The organism is Bradyrhizobium sp. SZCCHNS2022 (genome assembly GCF_032377575.1).
Classification (GTDB): Bacteria; Pseudomonadota; Alphaproteobacteria; order Rhizobiales; family Xanthobacteraceae; genus Bradyrhizobium; species Bradyrhizobium aeschynomenes.
Map to the genome: position 1 here is coordinate 4393850 of NZ_JAUHHZ010000001.1, position 15864 is coordinate 4409713.

Annotated in this window: 20 protein-coding genes; 8 read left to right on the forward strand and 12 right to left on the reverse strand. The window is 64.8% G+C overall.

Features of this window, described 5'->3' with window-relative positions; all coding sequences use genetic code 11:
- Positions 1-833 precede the first annotated feature (833 nt).
- Positions 834-2327: an FAD-linked oxidase C-terminal domain-containing protein gene (locus QXZ94_RS19755; RefSeq protein ID WP_315721817.1), complete on the reverse strand. Its 1494-nt coding sequence runs from the start codon at positions 2325-2327 to the stop codon at positions 834-836.
- A gap of 211 nt (positions 2328-2538) precedes the next feature.
- Between QXZ94_RS19755 and cycA the strand changes: the two genes are divergently transcribed.
- The gene (gene cycA / locus QXZ94_RS19760) at positions 2539-2934 is read left to right on the forward strand and encodes a cytochrome c-550 CycA (RefSeq protein ID WP_315721818.1); all 396 of its coding nucleotides are present in this window, start codon (positions 2539-2541) and stop codon (positions 2932-2934) included.
- Positions 2935-2996: 62 nt separating this feature from the next.
- Here the strand turns inward: cycA and QXZ94_RS19765 are convergent, their stop codons facing one another.
- Positions 2997-3956: an alpha/beta hydrolase gene (locus QXZ94_RS19765; RefSeq protein WP_315721819.1), complete on the reverse strand. Its 960-nt coding sequence runs from the start codon at positions 3954-3956 to the stop codon at positions 2997-2999.
- Positions 3957-4208: 252 nt separating this feature from the next.
- Between QXZ94_RS19765 and QXZ94_RS19770 the strand changes: the two genes are divergently transcribed.
- A complete protein-coding gene (locus QXZ94_RS19770) occupies positions 4209-4391 on the forward strand; it encodes a hypothetical protein (protein ID WP_015669379.1) in 183 nt (60 codons plus the stop codon).
- 38 nt (positions 4392-4429) lie between these two features.
- On the opposite strand, the gene QXZ94_RS19775 is transcribed toward QXZ94_RS19770, so the two are convergent.
- The 3 genes from QXZ94_RS19775 to ykgO all read right to left on the reverse strand — a co-directional run bounded on the left by QXZ94_RS19775 (position 4430) and on the right by ykgO (position 5632).
- Positions 4430-4672, reverse strand: a complete 243-nt coding sequence (locus tag QXZ94_RS19775; RefSeq protein WP_315721820.1) for a hypothetical protein — start codon at positions 4670-4672, stop codon at positions 4430-4432.
- Positions 4673-4777: 105 nt separating this feature from the next.
- The gene (locus tag QXZ94_RS19780; RefSeq protein ID WP_315721821.1) at positions 4778-5407 is read right to left on the reverse strand and encodes a tetratricopeptide repeat protein; all 630 of its coding nucleotides are present in this window, start codon (positions 5405-5407) and stop codon (positions 4778-4780) included.
- Positions 5408-5506: 99 nt separating this feature from the next.
- Positions 5507-5632, reverse strand: coding sequence for a type B 50S ribosomal protein L36 (gene ykgO / locus QXZ94_RS19785; protein ID WP_006611362.1), 126 nt, complete (start codon positions 5630-5632; stop codon positions 5507-5509).
- A 266-nt stretch (positions 5633-5898) separates the two neighbouring features.
- Between ykgO and QXZ94_RS19790 the strand changes: the two genes are divergently transcribed.
- From QXZ94_RS19790 to QXZ94_RS19800, 3 genes are read left to right on the forward strand one after another with little or no spacing between them, the layout of a single operon-like run.
- Positions 5899-6783 (forward strand): amidohydrolase family protein, encoded by an 885-nt coding sequence (locus tag QXZ94_RS19790; protein WP_257170772.1) that lies wholly within the window; start codon positions 5899-5901, stop codon positions 6781-6783.
- Between the two features lie 60 nt (positions 6784-6843).
- On the forward strand, positions 6844-7605 hold the full coding sequence (locus tag QXZ94_RS19795) for a haloacid dehalogenase type II (RefSeq protein WP_315721822.1): 762 nt from the start codon (positions 6844-6846) through the stop codon (positions 7603-7605).
- Positions 7595-8062, forward strand: a complete 468-nt coding sequence (locus tag QXZ94_RS19800; RefSeq protein ID WP_315721823.1) for a YbaK/EbsC family protein — start codon at positions 7595-7597, stop codon at positions 8060-8062. The genes QXZ94_RS19795 and QXZ94_RS19800 overlap by 11 nt, the downstream gene beginning before the upstream one ends.
- Before the next feature lie 23 nt (positions 8063-8085).
- Here QXZ94_RS19800 and QXZ94_RS19805 read toward each other — a convergent pair whose 3' ends face one another.
- Positions 8086-8994, reverse strand: a complete 909-nt coding sequence (locus QXZ94_RS19805; RefSeq protein ID WP_315721824.1) for a LysR family transcriptional regulator — start codon at positions 8992-8994, stop codon at positions 8086-8088.
- A gap of 129 nt (positions 8995-9123) precedes the next feature.
- Between QXZ94_RS19805 and QXZ94_RS19810 the strand changes: the two genes are divergently transcribed.
- The 3 genes from QXZ94_RS19810 to QXZ94_RS19820 all read left to right on the forward strand — a co-directional run bounded on the left by QXZ94_RS19810 (position 9124) and on the right by QXZ94_RS19820 (position 10676).
- Positions 9124-9822 carry a pirin family protein gene (locus QXZ94_RS19810; protein WP_315721825.1) on the forward strand — a complete coding sequence of 233 codons (699 nt, stop codon included), beginning with the start codon at positions 9124-9126 and terminating at the stop codon, positions 9820-9822.
- Between the two features lie 36 nt (positions 9823-9858).
- Positions 9859-10458 (forward strand): NAD(P)H:quinone oxidoreductase, encoded by a 600-nt coding sequence (wrbA, locus tag QXZ94_RS19815; RefSeq protein ID WP_257170767.1) that lies wholly within the window; start codon positions 9859-9861, stop codon positions 10456-10458.
- Between the two features lie 80 nt (positions 10459-10538).
- On the forward strand, positions 10539-10676 hold the full coding sequence (locus tag QXZ94_RS19820; protein ID WP_315721826.1) for a hypothetical protein: 138 nt from the start codon (positions 10539-10541) through the stop codon (positions 10674-10676).
- On the opposite strand, the gene QXZ94_RS19825 is transcribed toward QXZ94_RS19820, so the two are convergent.
- From QXZ94_RS19825 to QXZ94_RS19850, 6 genes are all read right to left on the reverse strand, one after another.
- Positions 10663-11262 (reverse strand): DUF1080 domain-containing protein, encoded by a 600-nt coding sequence (locus QXZ94_RS19825; protein WP_315721827.1) that lies wholly within the window; start codon positions 11260-11262, stop codon positions 10663-10665. The genes QXZ94_RS19820 and QXZ94_RS19825 overlap by 14 nt on opposite strands.
- 97 nt (positions 11263-11359) lie before the next feature.
- On the reverse strand, positions 11360-12220 hold the full coding sequence (locus tag QXZ94_RS19830) for a D-amino-acid transaminase (RefSeq protein ID WP_315721828.1): 861 nt from the start codon (positions 12218-12220) through the stop codon (positions 11360-11362).
- Positions 12221-12370: 150 nt separating this feature from the next.
- The gene (locus QXZ94_RS19835) at positions 12371-13102 is read right to left on the reverse strand and encodes an amino acid ABC transporter ATP-binding protein (RefSeq protein ID WP_315721829.1); all 732 of its coding nucleotides are present in this window, start codon (positions 13100-13102) and stop codon (positions 12371-12373) included.
- A gap of 9 nt (positions 13103-13111) precedes the next feature.
- Complete coding sequence (locus tag QXZ94_RS19840; RefSeq protein WP_315721830.1) at positions 13112-13804, reverse strand: amino acid ABC transporter permease; 693 nt, start codon at positions 13802-13804, stop codon at positions 13112-13114.
- Between the two features lies 1 nt (position 13805).
- The gene (locus QXZ94_RS19845) at positions 13806-14537 is read right to left on the reverse strand and encodes an amino acid ABC transporter permease (protein WP_315721831.1); all 732 of its coding nucleotides are present in this window, start codon (positions 14535-14537) and stop codon (positions 13806-13808) included.
- A 275-nt stretch (positions 14538-14812) separates the two neighbouring features.
- Entirely contained in the window at positions 14813-15727 is a 915-nt protein-coding gene (locus QXZ94_RS19850; protein ID WP_315721832.1) for an amino acid ABC transporter substrate-binding protein, read from the reverse strand.
- Positions 15728-15864 lie beyond the last annotated feature (137 nt).

Genomic DNA, 15864 nt, shown 5'->3' on the forward strand with positions numbered 1-15864 from the left:
TCGCGCCGACGAACGATTTCGATGCGGACGTGAAATCGTGTGGGCCTGGCCTCCCGGTGCTGAGGTCAAGCCGGCGATGACGCCTCTGCGCGTCGCGTTGGCGACGGGGACAAGAACGCCGATCCCCGAGGCGAGCACGTATAAGCGTTAAGACCGCCACGCGGGGAATGCCGGATGTTCGGCTGAACCTGTGGTGACTGCCGCCTGCTTTTTTTGTTGCAGGCGGGCCATGGGTGAGGCCTTCACCCGGCATTCCCCGTGCCCTCTCGATGGTCTTGGAGGGCGGACGGACGCATCACCTGGGCGGAGGACGCCGCGGGATTGCGGGCGTGTGTCTGCGGGGTGGAATGTGGATGGAGGCAGGCTCTCTCTCCACGTCATTCCGGGGCATCGCGAAGCGATGAGCCCGGAATCCATATTCACGAGCGGCTGTTGTTGGAGCGAGATGGAGCTGCCGGCGTGCCTCACATAGCGGACTGTGGCTATGGATTCCGGGCTCGCCCTGCGGGCGCCCCGGAATGACGTGCGGAGAGAGAGGGTGCGCGATCGAGCAGTCGCCGTGCGTCAGAGGGGACGATGGATGAGTGGGGCAACCTCTCTCCACGTCATTCCGGGGCATCGCGAAGCGATGAGCCCGGAATCCATAACCACGAGCGGATGTTGTTGGAGCGAGATGGAGCTGCCGGCGTGCCTCTCACAGCGGCCTGTGGTTATGGATTCCGGGCTCGCCCTGCGGGCGCCCCGGAATGACGTGGGGAGAGAGTGTCGCGTGAGGTCGAGCAGATGTGGGGGGCAGACGACAGATGACACCGCCCTACCCGCAAGCCCCCGCCTCAGAACCGCGGCAGATCCGGAAACGCCAGCTTGCCCGCATGGACATGCATCCGCCCGAGCTCCGCACACCGATGCAGCGTCGGAAACACCTTGCCCGGGTTCAACAGCCCCTGGCTGTCGAACGCGCATTTCACGCGCTGCTGCTGGTTGAGGTCGATCTCGGTGAACATGTCGGGCATCAGATCGCGCTTCTCGATGCCGACGCCATGCTCGCCGGTGAGGACGCCGCCGAGCTCGACGCAGCAGCGCAGGATGTCGGCGCCGAAGGCTTCGGCGCGCTCCATCTCGCCGGGCTTGTTGGCATCGTAGAGGATGAGGGGATGCAGATTGCCGTCGCCGGCATGGAAGACGTTGGCGCAGCCCAGCTGATACTTGTCCGACAGCTCGCGGATGCGCGCGAGCGCCTTGGGCAGCGCGCCGCGCGGGATGGTGCCGTCCATGCAGAGATAGTCCGGCGAGATCCGGCCCACCGCGGGGAACGCCGCCTTGCGGCCGGCCCAGAACAGATTGCGCTCGGCCTCGGAGGTCGAGATCCGGCAGGTGGTCGAGCCGCAGCCATTCGCGATCGCCTCGACGCGGCTGATCAGCTCGTCGACCTCGACGCCGGGACCATCGAGCTCGATGATCAGCAGCGCCTCGACGTCGAGCGGATAGCCGGCATTCACGAAGGCCTCGGCGGCGTGAATGGCCGGCTTGTCCATCATCTCCATGCCGCCGGGGATGATGCCGGCTCCGATGATGCGGGCGACGCATTCGCCGGCGGCCTCGACCTCGGCGAAGCCGACCATCAGCGCGCGCGCCGTCTCCGGTTTTTGCAGGATGCGCACGGTGACCTCGGTGACGACGCCGAGCAGCCCTTCCGAGCCGGTGATCAGGCCCATCAAATCGTAGCCGGCGTTCTCGGTGCACTTGCCTCCGATGCGCAACACCTCGCCGTTGATCAGCACGATCTCGCATCCCAGCACGTTGTTGGTGGTCATGCCGTATTTGAGGCAGTGCACGCCGCCGGAATTCTCCGCGACATTGCCGCCGATCGAGCAGGCGATCTGCGACGACGGATCGGGCGCGTAGTAGAAGCCGGCATGCGCCACCGCCTGGCTGATGGCGAGGTTGGTGACTCCCGGCTCGGTGACGACGACGCGGTTGTCGAAGTCGATCTCGCGGATGCGCTTGAACTTGCCCAGCCCGAGCAGCACGCCGTCGGCCAATGGCAGAGCGCCGCCCGACAGCGACGTGCCGGAGCCGCGCGGAACCACCTTGATGCCTTGTTGATGGCAATATTTGAGAACCGTAGAGACCTGTGCCGTGGTCTCCGGCAGCACCACGACCATCGGCGGCTGGCGATACGCCATCAATCCGTCGGACTCGTAAGGCAGCATTTCGGCGGCGCTGTCGATGACGCCCTCGCCTGGGACAATCGCGCGCAGTGCAGCAACGATCTCGCCGCGGCGCGCCAGCACCGCCTGATCAGCCTCCGGCATCATGATGGCCATCGCGCGCGTCTCCTGACCTCGATTTCGACCGTCATATCAACCACAACCGCGGCGCTTTGGGTAGGCGGACGCGGCCGGTTTCGCTGTTTGCCGCCGCGCAAAGTTCGCGGCGATCAAATGAACCCTATCCCGATGGACGGCTTGTCTGAGGGCGGAGGCCATGCCACAAACCTGCGCACGATTTTTGTCTCGAAACCACAGAGCCTGATCCATGAAGAAACTGACTTTGACTGCGCTCGTCGTGATCGCCTCGTCGTCGTTGACCTCGGCCGTGCTGGCGCAGGATGCCGCCGCCGGCAAGACCTCCTTCAACAAGTGCCTGCCCTGCCATGCGATCGGCGAAGGCGCGAAGAACAAGGTCGGCCCGGAACTGAACGGTCTCGACGGCCGCAAGTCGGGCTCCGCGCCGGACTACAACTATTCGGAAGCCAACAAGAACTCCGGGATCACCTGGAACGAGGCCGTGTTCAAGGAATACATCAAGGATCCGAAGGCCAAGATCCCCGGCACCAAGATGACCTTCGCGGGCATCAAGAACGAGACCGAGATCAACAACCTGTGGGCGTACATCGCCTCGTTCGACAAGGACGGCAAGCAGAAGCAGTAAACGGCGGCGCGACTCCCGCGCAGCCCTCGAAGCCCCGGCCGCGCGCCGGGGCTTTTTCGTTTTCAGGGTGCGGCCGCCGCAGTCGCCGTGAGCGCGCCGACCATCCGCTCGACCTCGGCGGCAACGAGCTCCGGCACGGCGTTCTGCACCATGTGGCCGAGATCGGGCACGACGATCAGGCGGGTCTGCGGCAGCACCTGCGCCAGCCGCCGCGCATGAATGTCGGTGTAGACGGTCTTGTCGGCGTCGCCGGCCAGGATGGTGACGGGGACTTTGATCTCGGCGTAGCGCGGCGACTGCTCGATCACCGCCTGCTTGAGGGTGACGAGGTCGAGCGCATTGGCGAGGAATTCGCGCGGTCGCAGCAGCAGCGGCGTCGCGCTCTGGTCGACGAAATCGTCCGGCATCTGCTGCGGTGCAAACACGCCGCGGGCGCCGGGGCCCATCAGCGCCAGGCCGAGCGGCAGGGTGATGGTGTGGGCCAGCAAGGGGCCGATCACCGGCGTGGTCACCGCCGCATTGTACTGCCCGACCCCGCCGCGCCAGGGATAGGCGACCGGCGCCAGCATCACGAGGCCGGCGACGCGGCCCGGAAAGTCGAGCGCCATGCGCAGGCCGAGCGCGCCGCTCCAGGAATGCACGACCAGGATCACCGGGCCGGTCCCGAGCCGCCCGAGCGCCTCGTCCAGCATCCGCGCCTGCGCGGCAGGCGTGGAATCCTCGGCCCGCGCTCGCGGGCTCCAGCCATGGCCGGGACGATCGACCAGCAGCACCCGGTGGCGCTCCGCCAGCATGTCGCCGAGCGGCCGGCGCATCGCCTCGAGGTTCGAGCTGGCGCCGTGGAGCAGCAACAGCGGCGGCTTTTTGCTGTCGCGGGGGCCGATATCCACAAGATTGATCGTCGCCCCATCGACATCGATGGCCTGCCCTTGCGCCGGATAGCGGCGCTCGACCACTGCGACGCCGGCCCTTGTGAGCAGCGCGAGGACGGCCAATGCGCCCACCAAGAACATTGATATCATTGATAGTTTTCTGCCTGTCACGGAGACAGTTACGAGCCGGATCGGCGGGAGTTGCAGATCCGGCAGCCGGGTTTGGCCGTTACGACCGGAAATCCTGTCATCACGGCGTCGTCGGCCATTTTATAACCATGGTCGGGACTTTTCCTCGCAATCGGCTGATGGCCGTGAATTACTTCCGGTCGGGTCATTGCGCGGTGCGACCTGCGATGACCGGCCCTGCGTTTAGTTTGGTGTTTTGGGAGGGGGTTACCGATGAGTGTTCGTTCGAGCGAGACGGCCATCGACGAGATCGTCGCCAGCTGCAATGGCGATCTTCGTGGCGCGCTGAAGGCCCTGCTGCTGGTCAACGAGCATCTGGAGGCCGAGATCGCGCAGCTGTATGCCGCAGCCGCGCAATATGGCCTGCCGGACCGCCGCAGCACCGCCTTTCACTGAGCGGCCTGACCGGCGGCTCGCGCCGATCCGTCCCCCCGTCAGTCCTCCTGCGTCATGTCCTTGTTCGGGCACGCGTTGATGGTCGATCGCGCCAGCTTGGCGTCGTCTCTCGACTTGAACGGGCCGGATGCGAACCAGATGTCCCCGATGATGACGGGATTGCTGGTCACGATCTCGCAGCGATTGGTGGCGCGGTTTCCCACCACCCAGAACAGGTCGTCGGCCCAGGCGGCCGTCGCCGTCATCCCCAACAGCACCGTCGTCAGCACCGCACGCCTCATCGCGCCGTCTCCTGCCCAGGTTTCATCCGATCAAACGGCAGTTGGGGGCGCGCGGATTGGCCGGCAAGCACGACCGTCGCAACATGGTTAATCAGCCGTAAAGGCTCAGATGTCGCGGCCCTCGACCTTCTCGGTCAAGGTTTTGACGAGTTCCGGCACCTTTTCCAGGTGCGGATTGACCTCGAGCGCCTTGCGGAAGGCATCCAGCGCGCGCTTTTCCTCGCCGAGGTCCTGCATGATCATGCCGAGACCGGCGAGCGCGCCGAAGTGCCGCGGCTCCCGGACCAGCACCTGCTGGATGTCGGCGAGCGAGCGGCCGTAATCGTTCTGCAGGTAATAGATGGTCGCCCGCCGGTTCCAGGCCTCGACATAATCCGGCCGGAGCTTGATGACCGAATCGAGCAGCTTGAGCGCGACCTCGTTCTGCTTCGCGTCCATCGCCGCCTTGGAGCGCGACATCAGCAGCGCGACGGTATCGCTGGGGGTCTGCAGCCAGATCGCCCAGATCCGCGCCTCGACATGCTTGGCACTGACATCGTCGGGCGCGGCCTTCAGCGCGCCGAACAGGAAATCGAGCCCCTTGGTCTTGTCGGCGCCGACCTTCGGCAGCTTCGACGGCGCTTCCGGGGGTTTTGGTTTGGCGCCCGATCGCGGCTCACCCTGCGCAGAGGCGAGGGAAGGGACCGAAATCAGGGAGGCGGCGAGCAGAATCGCCCGGAAAGTTCGCTTGGCCATGCGGCAAGTGTAGACGCAGAAAGCGCGCCCTGCAAAGCAGAGCGCGCGTCAAAGACCTGTGAGGAGGCTCGGCAGGCGCGGGCCGGATCAGCCGGTCGATCAGCCCTGGCGGGCCTTGAAGCGGCGCTGGACCTTGTTGATCACATAGACGCGGCCCTTGCGGCGGACCAGACGGTTGGCGCGATGGCGGCCACGCAGCGACTTCAGCGAGTTACGGACCTTCATGGGACATCCTGATACGTTCGAAAGGCCGTGTTGGACAGGCCGGAAGTGGCAAATAGAAAGGGATTTCCGCAAGCGACAGGGTCGCCCGGAGTGGCCGGTTTCTAACCACCGACTTGGGCGATGTCAACGATTGAGGCGCCGGCTTCAACAGGGCCCGCGCCTGAGGTGGCCCAGGGAACCGGCCGCCGGACCAATTGCCGATTGCCAAATTCGTTATATCGTATAATCAATTTGACAAAGCCAAGAACCGAACGCCGGGAACGCCCATGCCAAAACTCGCTCTGCCCAAGATCGACGACGTCGTCGCCATCGACATCCACACCCATGCCGAGGAGCCGTGCGGCATGCATGCCGACGACGGCTACGACGATTTCCAGGCCCAGATGGCCGACTACTTCAAGTCGCCGCACAAGCATCCGCCGACCGTGCCGGAGACCGCGGCCTATTACCGCTCGAAGAACATCGCCGCCGTGATCTTCCCGGTCGATGCCGAGCGCGAGACCGGCTTCCGCCGCTACAAGAATGAAGAGATGCTGGAGATCGCCTCCGAGCATCTCGATGTGCTGATCCCGTTCGTCAGCATCGATCCGCACAAGGGCAAGCTCGGCGTCCGCGAAGCGCGCCGGCTGATCGAGGATTATGGCGTCCGCGGCTTCAAGTTTCACCCGACCATGCAGGGCTTCTACGCCAACGACCGCCTCGCCTACCCGCTCTACGAGGCGATCAATGACGGCGGCGCGATCGCGCTGTTCCACACCGGCCAGACCGGCGTCGGCTCGGGCATGCCGGGCGGCATGGGGATGCGGCTGAAGTACTCCAACCCGATGTACATGGACGACGTCGCGGCCGACTTCCCCGACCTCAAGATCATCCTCGCCCATCCCTCCTTCCCCTGGCAGGAGGAGGCGCTGTCCGTCGCGACCCACAAGCCGAACGTCTACATCGATCTCTCGGGCTGGTCGCCGAAATACTTCCCGCCGATCCTGGTGCGCTACATCAACTCGATTTTGCAGGACAAGATGCTGTTCGGCTCGGACTGGCCGGTGATCACGCCGGACCGCTGGCTGGCGGACTTTGCCAAGCTCGACATCCGAGAGGAGATCCGGCCGAAGGTGCTGAAGGCCAACGCGCGCAAGCTGCTCGGCATCTGAGATCGCTCCAGGCGCCGTGGCCATCGGTCATCGCGCCTGCTTCCAAGGGAGGTTGTCGCCGTGCCGTTCAAAGCCGCCCCCTTCAAGGCTGTCGTCTTCGATGCCTATGGCACGCTGTACGACATCCAGTCGGTGGCGGCGGTGACCGAGCAGGCCTTTCCCGGCCATGGCGACCTCATCACCCAGATCTGGCGCATCAAGCAGCTCGAATACACCTGGCTGCGCTCGCTGATGCAGCGCTATCAGGATTTTGCCGTCGTCACCCGGGAGTCGCTGATCTACACGCTGCGCATTCTCGGTCTGCAGGCCGATGCCGGCACGTTGGATCGCATCATCGCCAAGTACCTCGACCTCGATCCTTACCCTGACGCGCAGACTGCGCTCGCCGCGATGAAGGATCATCGGCTCGCGATCCTCTCCAACGGCAGCCCCGCGATGCTCGACGGCCTGGTCAAGGCCAGTGGATTCGACACGTTGCTCGATGCGGTCGTCAGCGTCGATGCGCACAAGATCTTCAAGCCGAGTCCGCAAGCGTATGCGCTGATCGAAGAGACGCTCGGACTTCCGCCGGCCGAGGTGCTGTTCGTGTCCTCCAATCCCTGGGACGTCTGCGGCGCCAAGGCTTTCGGCCTCAACGTCGCCTGGATCGAGCGGGTCAACCCCGAGGCCATGGCGGCGGCGTGCGTCAAGACCGACCTGGTCGCGCCGCTCACTTTGTTCAAGGCGCTGCGCACGCAGATGGACGAGTTGGGTTTTGCGCCCGACTATCGTATTGCTGCGCTGTCCGAACTGCCCGAGATCGTTGCATCGCATGAGCCTTGAATCCGTCCGCGCCTTCTTCGCCGCAAAAGCCCCCGACATCGACGTCCTCGTCTCCAGCCAGAGCTCAGCAACAGTCGCGCTCGCCGCCGAAGCCTATGGCGTGGAGCCCGCCCGCATCGCCAAGACGTTGTCTTTGCGCGTCGGCGACCGCGTCATCCTGATCGTCGCAGCGGGCCACGCGCGCATGGACAACAAGAAGGTCAAGGCGCTGTTCGGCGGCAAGCCGAAGATGCTCGGCCTCGACGAGGTCGCCGACATCACCGGCCACGAGGTCGGCGGCGTCTGCCCGTTCGGGCTGAAATCACCGCTCCCGGTGTATTGCGACCTTTCGCTGAAGGCGTTCGACATCGTCGTCCCCGCAGCAGGCTCCACCCACAGCGCGGTGAAGATCACGCCGGACCGGATGGCCGAGCTGACATCGGCCGAATGGGTCGACGTGTGCGAGGTGCAGCCCTGAGCGGCTGATGTCGGGAGGCGTGATCACCGCTTCTTTGCCTTCGCCAGCTCCTTGACCAGAAACTCCGTCAGCACCTCGACCCGTGCGGGCCGCGGGCCGCCGGGCGGCATCACCAGATGCATTGCGCCTTCCGGCTGGCTCCAGCCCTTCAGCACCACCTCGACCTCGCCAGAGGCGACGGCCTCGCCGACGATGAAGTCCGGGAGATCGGCGATGCCGAGCCCGGCGAGCACCGCCGGCAGCAGCGCCTCGCCATTGTTGACGCGCAGCTGTCCTGCGGGGCGCACGCTGGCCTGCTCGCCCGCCGCATTGGTGTAGTGCCAGACGCCGGCAGTGGAGAGGTAGGCGTAGCCAAAGCATTTGTGCTCGGCGAGATGCATCGGATGCGTCGGCCGCCCGTGTCGCTTCAGATAGGTTGGCGACGCCACCGTGTAGCGCGGCATGGCGCAGAGCCGGCGCGCGACCAGCGAGGAGTCCGGCAGCCGCGCGATGCGCAGCGCGAGATCGAAGCCCTCGCCGATCAGATCGACGGTGGCATCGCTCATGTGCAGGTCGATCGAGACCTCCGGATACTGCTCCAGGAAGGCCGGCAGCAGCGGCGCGATCTTCTTGACGCCGAAGGTCATCGGCACTGCGAAGCGCACCAGGCCGCGCGGCGTCAGCGACTGCGCCAGCGCCTCGGTCTCGGCGGCCTCGCCGTCGGCCAACAGCTGCGCCGCCCGCTCGGACAGGCGCTGGCCAGCATCGGTCAAAGCGAGGCGGCGCGAGGTGCGGTTGAACAGCCGCGTGCCCAGCCGCTCCTCCAACCGGCTCACCGCCTTGGAGACGGAGGCCTTGGAGAGGCTCAGCTCCTGCGCGGCGCCGGCGAAGGAGCGCAGCTCGACGACCTTGGCGAAGATCGCCATCGCCTCGAAATCGGGAAGTCGCGCCATCAGCTCGGATCTCGTTTTTGGAAACAATAGGTTTCAATAGTTTCTATTTCTATACCCCGGCCGCTCCTCTATTCCAATGACCAACAGCACGGCGGTCCGGTCGACCGTCGCAACCACAGGAGCAGACCCATGATCGAGTTGAAGCCCTTCGCGGCGCTGGGCGGCGCCGACCACGGCTGGCTGAAGGCCAAGCATCATTTCTCGTTCGCGAGCTATTACGACCCGAGCAACATGGGCCATGGCGCCCTGCGCGTCTGGAACGATGACGAGATCGCACCGAATACCGGCTTTCCCGCGCATCCTCATCGCGACATGGAGATCATCACCTATGTCCGCGAGGGCGCGATCACCCATCAGGACAGCCTCGGCAACAAGGGCCGCACCGAAGCCGGCGACGTCCAGGTGATGAGCGCCGGCAGCGGCATCCGCCACTCCGAGTACAATCTCGAGCCGACCACGACGCGGATCTTCCAGATCTGGATCGAGCCGGCCACCGAGGGCGGCCAGCCGACCTGGGGCGCCAAGCCGTTCCCGAAGTCGGACCGCTCCGGCAAGCTGGTCACGCTCGCCAGCGGCTTCGCGGATGACGCCGATGCGCTGCCGATCCGCGCCAAGGCCCGCGTGCTCGGCACCACACTGAAGGCCGGCGAAACCGCCGAGTACAGCGCCGACAAGGCCAGGCACCTCTATCTCGTCCCCGCCGCCGGGGCCGTCGAGGTCAACGGCATCCGCGTCAACGCCCGTGACGGCGCCGCCATCCGCGACGAAGCCAAGCTCACGATCACCGCGCTCGAGGATTCCGAGCTGGTGCTGGTCGACGCCGCCTAACCAATCCCGCTCACCCTCATCCCCACGGAGCACACCATGACCAAGGTCCTCGTTCTTTATTACTCCGCCTACGGCCATATCGAGGCGATGGCCAACGCCGTCGCCGAAGGCGCCCGCGAAGCCGGCGCCACCGTCGACATCAAGCGCGTGCCGGAACTGGTGCCCGCCGACGTCGCCAAGGCCTCCTACTACAAGCTCGACCAGGCTGCGCCGATCGCCAAGGTCGAGGAGCTCGCCGACTATGACGCGATCATCGTCGGCACCGGCACCCGGTTCGGCCGCATGGCTTCGCAGATGGCGAATTTCCTCGACCAGGCCGGCGGCCTCTGGGCCAAGGGCGCGCTGAACGGCAAGGTCGGCGGCGCCTTCACTTCGACCGCGACCCAGCATGGCGGCCAGGAAGTGACGCTGTTCTCGATCATCACCAACCTCCTGCACTTCGGCATGACCATCGTCGGCCTCAACTACGGCTTCGCCGGTCAGATGAAGCTCGACGAGGTCACCGGCGGCTCGCCCTACGGCGCGACCACCATCACCGGAGGCGACGGTAGCAGGCAGCCGAGCGAGAACGAGCTGGCGGGGGCCCGCTATCAGGGCCGCGTGATCGCCGAGACCGCAAAGAAGCTGCATGGCTGATGCGACTGGGGCGGCACTTCCGCGATCGAAGTGCCGCCCCATCTCGTCGAAAGAATGTAAGGGAGTCCGCAATGCCCGCCATGCTCGAACTGGTGACGCTGGCCCGGCTGGCCCGCCATCCCCTGCAGATGATGGCGCGCCATTGGTACTGCAAGGGTCTCTACCGCGCGAGCCGCGGCCAGCGCCGCTGTCCGGAATGCACGGCTACAAGGGCTTGATCTGCACCTTCTTGAACTTCACCACGCCCGAGCCGTATTGCAGGGCGATCGGCCCCGCCGCGTGCTTGCTGTCGTCGACATCGGCGGTCTTCTCGCCGTTGAGCATCACGGTCAGCCGCGTACCCTTGGCAGTGATCTCGTAGGTATTCCACTTGCCGCCGGCCTTCGGCATCGGATCGACCTTCGACACGTCGACGATCGCGCCGGTGCCGTATTTCGGGTCGGGGCGCTTGTCGAAGATGTTGACCTCGTAGCAGATGTTGGAATCGATCTTCGCCGACTGGTCGCAGCGGATGAAGATGCCGCTGTTGGCGCCGTCGTCGACCCAGAATTCGGCCTTGATCTGGAAATCCTTGTAGCTGGCCTTGGTGACCAGATACGACGGGTCCTTGCCGTCGAGCTTGTCGGCCATCAACGCGCCGTCCTTGGCCTCCCAATTGGCCTTGCCGACCTCGGTGAACTCGACCTTCTTGTCACCATCGACAAGGGTGACCCAGCCGTCATCGGCCGACGCCATCCTGGTCATGGTCAACGCCGCGCCGGTCATCACCAAGCCAGCCGCGAGCACGCCCCAGCGAATACGCATCGAAACTCCTCCCTGCAGTTTTCTGTCGCTCCGCCACGATAGCAAAGCGCCGGACAATGCAAACGAGTTTCGATGCTGCACCTGCTCTGTCGCCGAACTACACAGCCGTCGACCGCGCAAAATCGACATAGATCTCGCGCAGCCGCGTTGCCACTGGTCCCACCTTGCCGTCGCCGACGGGCTTGCCGTCGATCGTGACGACCGGCTGCACGAACGAGCTCGCGCTGGTGATGAAGGCCTCCTTGGCCCCGAGCGCTTCGGCGACCGTGAACAGCCGCTCCTCGATCTTGAGCTGGCGCTCCTCGGCGAGCTTGACCACGGCCTTGCGGGTGCAGCCCGGAAGGATGGCGTTGGAGTTCGGCCTGGTGACGATGACGTCGTCCTGGGTCAGGATGAAGGCCGACGACGACCCGCCCTCGGTGACGTGGCCGTCCTCGACCATCCAGGCTTCGCCCGCACCGGCAACTGCTGCCGCCTGTTTCGCCAGCACCTGCGCCAGCAGCGCCACGCTCTTGATGTCGCGGCGCGCCCAGCGGATGTCCGGCACGGTGATGACGCCGATGCCGGTCCTGGCCGAGGACGCATCGACGATGTTTTTCGCAGTCACGAACATCACCAGGGTCGGCTTGACGTCGCCCTTCGGAAACGGGAAGTCGCGGCCTTTGTCGGCGCCGCGCGTGACCTGCAGGTAGACCATGCCCTGGTCCAGCCGATTGCGTGCGACAAGCTCCTTCTGCAGCTCTTCGATGCGCGACAGACTCTCCGGCAGCGCGAGGCCGATCTCGCTGACGGACCGCTCCAGACGGGCAAGGTGCGAGGCGCTGTCGACCAGCTTGCCGTCGAGCACGGCCGCCACTTCATAGATGCCGTCGGCGAACAGGAAGCCGCGATCGAGCACCGAGACCTTGGCCTCGGAGAGCGGCACGAAGGCACCGTTGACGTAAGCGATCGGGTCCAAGGCGTGTCTCCTTCTTTCATCGGCGCTCGCACTATCATTGCGTGCGCTAGTCGCTTCTCTCGACGTCATTCCGGGGCGATGCGGAGCATCGAACCCGGAATCTCGAGATTCCGGGTTCGCCCTGCGGGGGCCCCGGAATGACGGGCCCGCTCAATGCGACAGGATCTTCGACAGGAACTGCTGCGCGCGCTCGCTGCGGGGCTGGCCGAAGAACTCGTCCTTCTTGGCATCCTCGACGATCTCGCCGCGGTCCATGAAGATGACGCGGTGGGCGACCTTCCTGGCAAAGCCCATCTCGTGGGTGACCACCATCATGGTCATGCCCTCGCGCGCGAGATCGACCATGACGTCGAGCACCTCGCTGATCATCTCCGGGTCGAGCGCGGAGGTCGGCTCGTCGAACAGCATCGCGATCGGGTCCATGGCGAGCGCACGCGCGATCGCCACGCGCTGCTGCTGGCCGCCGGAGAGCTGCGCCGGAAACTTATCCGCCTGCTCCTTCAGCCCGACGCGCTCCAGCAGCTTCCTGCCCTTGGCTATCGCTTCCTCGCGGCCGCGTCCCAGCACCTTCTGCTGGGCGAGGCAGAGATTGTCGATGATCTTCAGATGCGGAAACAGCTCGAAATGCTGGAACACCATGCCGACGCGCGAGCGAAGCTTCGGCAGATTGGTCTTGGAATCATTGACCTTGAGGCCGTCGATCGTGATCGAGCCGTCCTGGAACGGCTCCAGCGCATTGACGCATTTGATCAGGGTCGACTTGCCCGAGCCCGAGGGGCCGCAGACCACCACGACCTCGCCCTTGGCGACGGAGGTGGTGCAATCCTTCAGCACCTGGAAGCTCGGGCTGTACCATTTGTTGACGTGGCTGATTTCGATCATGGGAGCCGACTACCTGATGATGGCGATGCGCGACTGCAGGCGGCGGACGCCGTAGGACGCGATGCAGGAGATGGTGAAGTAGATCAGGGCTGCGAACAGATACATCTCGACCAGACGGCCGTCGCGCTGCGCGACCTTGGAGGCGGCGCCGAGGAAGTCGGGGATCGAGAGCACATAGACCAGCGACGTGTCCTGGAACAGCACGATGGTCTGGGTCAGCAGCACCGGCAGCATGTTGCGGAACGCCTGCGGCAGCACGACGTAGCGCATGGTCTGCGCATAGGTCAGGCCGAGCGCGGAGGCCGCGGCAGGCTGGCCGCGCGAGATCGACTGGATGCCGGCGCGCATGATCTCGGAGAAATACGCCGCCTCGAACATGATGAAGGTGATCAGCGACGAGGCGAAGGCGCCGACCTTGATCGGGCGCGACGAGCCGGTGATCCACTGCCCGATATAGGGGACCAGAAAGTAGAACCAGAAGATCACCAGCACCAGCGGCAGCGAGCGCATGAAGTCGACATAGAGCCCGGCGATCCAGCCCATCACGCGATAGCCTGATAGCCGCATCAGCGCGATCAGCGTGCCGAAGATCAAGCCGCCCGTCGCCGACAGCGCGGTCAGCGTCAGGGTGAAGGTCATGCCGTCGATGAACAGATAGCTCAGCGAGCGGCGGATGACATCGAAATCGAAATTGGCCAGCATCTCATTTGCCCGTGATGTAGCCGGGGATCGCCACGGCGCGTTCGAGCAGCCGCATGCCGATCACGACGATGACGTTGATGACGAGATACATCAGCGTGGCGGCGCTGAACGCCTCGAACACCTGGAACGAGAATTCCTGCATCGCGCGCGCAGCCCCCGTCAGCTCGATCAGGCCGATGGTGATCGCAACCGCGCTGTTCTTGACGGTGTTGAGGAATTCGGATGTCAACGGCGGCAGGATGATGCGGAACGCCATCGGCAGCAGCACGTAGCGATAGGTCTGCAAGGTGGTGAGGCCGAGCGCGGTCGCCGCCATCTTCTGGCCGCGCGGCAGCGAGCCGATGCCTGCCGCAAGCTGCACGGCGACGCGCGCCGACATGAAAAGGCCGATCCCGACAGCCGCCGTATAGAACGGCGCATTGGGCAGCTGCTTCAGCCACAGACCGGCGGTGCGAGGCAACAGCTCCGGCAGCACGAAGAACCACAGGAACAGCTGCACCAGCAGCGGCATGTTGCGGAAGAATTCGACGTAGAGAAAACCGATCCAGGTCGCGAGCTTGGACGGCAGCGAGCGCAGGATGCCGACGAACGTGCCAAAGATCAGCGCGATCACCCAAGCCGACAGCGAGGTCACGATCGTGACCTTCAGCCCCGCCAGCAGCATGTCGAAATAGGTGCCGGCCCCGGTCGGGTTCGGCTCCAGGAAGATGTGCCAGTTCCAGGTGTAGTTCACGGGGGTGTCCTGAAAGGGTTAGCTCAGCACTGAGCCGATGCGATCAGCTGATATGATCGGGGTCATCGGATCAAGCTCATTCCATCCGGCTGATGCAATCGATGGGCCAGTGTTGCCCTATTCACTCCAGCTCATAGCCCGACGGCTGCCGAGCCGGCAGCACGCACCCTCTCCCCGTAAGTACGGGGAGAGGGTGTAGAGCGTCGCCGCGGCGACGGCTCGAGTCCAAGCTTTGCGAGCTGCATCACGCGGCAGCCGCAATTGGAGAGAGCAGCTTACGGCTTGTACGATTCCGGATCCGGCGAGTCCGACGGCTTGGCGAACTCGGCCTTCAGCTCGGCCGACATCGGGGTGTTCAGGTTCAGGCCCTTCGGCGGGATCTTCTGCATGAACCACTTGTCGTACAGCTTGGCGCCCTCACCGCTGGTGTAGATCTTGGCGGTGGCGGCATCGACGACCTTCTTGAACTGCGGGTCGTCCTTGCGCAGCATGATGCCGTAGGGCTCCGGCTTGGAGAACGCGTCGCTCGAGATGACGTAGGCGGCGGGATCCTTCGACCCGGCGACGAGGCTCGACAGCAGGATGTCGTCCATCACGAAGGCCACCGCGCGGTCGGTCTCGACCATCAGGAAAGCCTCGGCGTGATCCTTGGCCGGGATGATGTTGATGCCGAGGCTGCGCGCGGCATTGGCCTCGGTGAGCTGCTTGATGTTGGTGGTGCCGGCGGTCGACACGACCGTCTTGCCCTTCAGATCATCGATCTTGGTGATGTTGCTCGCCTTCTTCGAGACGTAGCGGCTGGCCGTCAGGAAGTGGGTGTTGGTGAAGGAGATCTGCTTCTGGCGCTCGGCATTGTTGGTGGTCGAGCCGCATTCCAGATCGATGGTGCCGTTGGCGAGCAGCGGGATGCGGGTCGACGACGTCACCGGGTTGAGCTTGACCTCGAGCTTGTCGAGCTTGAGCTCCTTCTTCACGGCATTGACGATGCCCATGCAGATGTCGATCGCGAAGCCGATCGGCTTCTGGCTGTCATCGAGATAGGAGAACGGGATCGAGGAGTCGCGGACGCCGAGCGTGATGGTGCCGGTCTCCTTGATGTTCTTCAAAGTCCCCGTCAGGTCCTCGGCCTGCACCTGGCCGGCGCAGAGCGCGGCGGCGAAGGCAAGACCAAATAGGCGAAGCTGCTTCATCTGTATCTCCTCAATCCGGCTGATCGCCGGATGCTTGCATGAACTTCAACAAACTCAAAATGCCCCCCCAGCCTCGGACGATCTTTCGGCCGGGAGAGCGCGGGCACCATAGACCGCCCCGCGGCGGGAAGTTCTCG

What these genes read in the sequence shown, in the direction of transcription:
- QXZ94_RS19800 (WP_315721823.1), top strand. Translation starts at nt 7,595, where the DNA reads ATGAGCCTTGAATCCGTCCGCGCCTTCTTCGCCGCAAAAGCCCCCGAC.
- QXZ94_RS19810 (WP_315721825.1), top strand. Translation starts at nt 9,124, where the DNA reads ATGATCGAGTTGAAGCCCTTCGCGGCGCTGGGCGGCGCCGACCACGGC.
- QXZ94_RS19805 (WP_315721824.1), bottom strand. Translation starts at nt 8,994, where the DNA reads ATGGCGCGACTTCCCGATTTCGAGGCGATGGCGATCTTCGCCAAGGTC.
- ykgO (WP_006611362.1), bottom strand. Translation starts at nt 5,632, where the DNA reads ATGAAGGTCCGTAACTCGCTGAAGTCGCTGCGTGGCCGCCATCGCGCC.
- QXZ94_RS19820 (WP_315721826.1), top strand. Translation starts at nt 10,539, where the DNA reads ATGCTCGAACTGGTGACGCTGGCCCGGCTGGCCCGCCATCCCCTGCAG.
- QXZ94_RS19850 (WP_315721832.1), bottom strand. Translation starts at nt 15,727, where the DNA reads ATGAAGCAGCTTCGCCTATTTGGTCTTGCCTTCGCCGCCGCGCTCTGC.
- cycA (WP_315721818.1), top strand. Translation starts at nt 2,539, where the DNA reads ATGAAGAAACTGACTTTGACTGCGCTCGTCGTGATCGCCTCGTCGTCG.
- QXZ94_RS19790 (WP_257170772.1), top strand. Translation starts at nt 5,899, where the DNA reads ATGCCAAAACTCGCTCTGCCCAAGATCGACGACGTCGTCGCCATCGAC.
- wrbA (WP_257170767.1), top strand. Translation starts at nt 9,859, where the DNA reads ATGACCAAGGTCCTCGTTCTTTATTACTCCGCCTACGGCCATATCGAG.
- QXZ94_RS19770 (WP_015669379.1), top strand. Translation starts at nt 4,209, where the DNA reads ATGAGTGTTCGTTCGAGCGAGACGGCCATCGACGAGATCGTCGCCAGC.
- QXZ94_RS19775 (WP_315721820.1), bottom strand. Translation starts at nt 4,672, where the DNA reads ATGAGGCGTGCGGTGCTGACGACGGTGCTGTTGGGGATGACGGCGACG.
- QXZ94_RS19755 (WP_315721817.1), bottom strand. Translation starts at nt 2,327, where the DNA reads ATGGCCATCATGATGCCGGAGGCTGATCAGGCGGTGCTGGCGCGCCGC.
- QXZ94_RS19825 (WP_315721827.1), bottom strand. Translation starts at nt 11,262, where the DNA reads ATGCGTATTCGCTGGGGCGTGCTCGCGGCTGGCTTGGTGATGACCGGC.
- QXZ94_RS19765 (WP_315721819.1), bottom strand. Translation starts at nt 3,956, where the DNA reads ATGATATCAATGTTCTTGGTGGGCGCATTGGCCGTCCTCGCGCTGCTC.
- QXZ94_RS19840 (WP_315721830.1), bottom strand. Translation starts at nt 13,804, where the DNA reads ATGCTGGCCAATTTCGATTTCGATGTCATCCGCCGCTCGCTGAGCTAT.
- QXZ94_RS19835 (WP_315721829.1), bottom strand. Translation starts at nt 13,102, where the DNA reads ATGATCGAAATCAGCCACGTCAACAAATGGTACAGCCCGAGCTTCCAG.
- QXZ94_RS19780 (WP_315721821.1), bottom strand. Translation starts at nt 5,407, where the DNA reads ATGGCCAAGCGAACTTTCCGGGCGATTCTGCTCGCCGCCTCCCTGATT.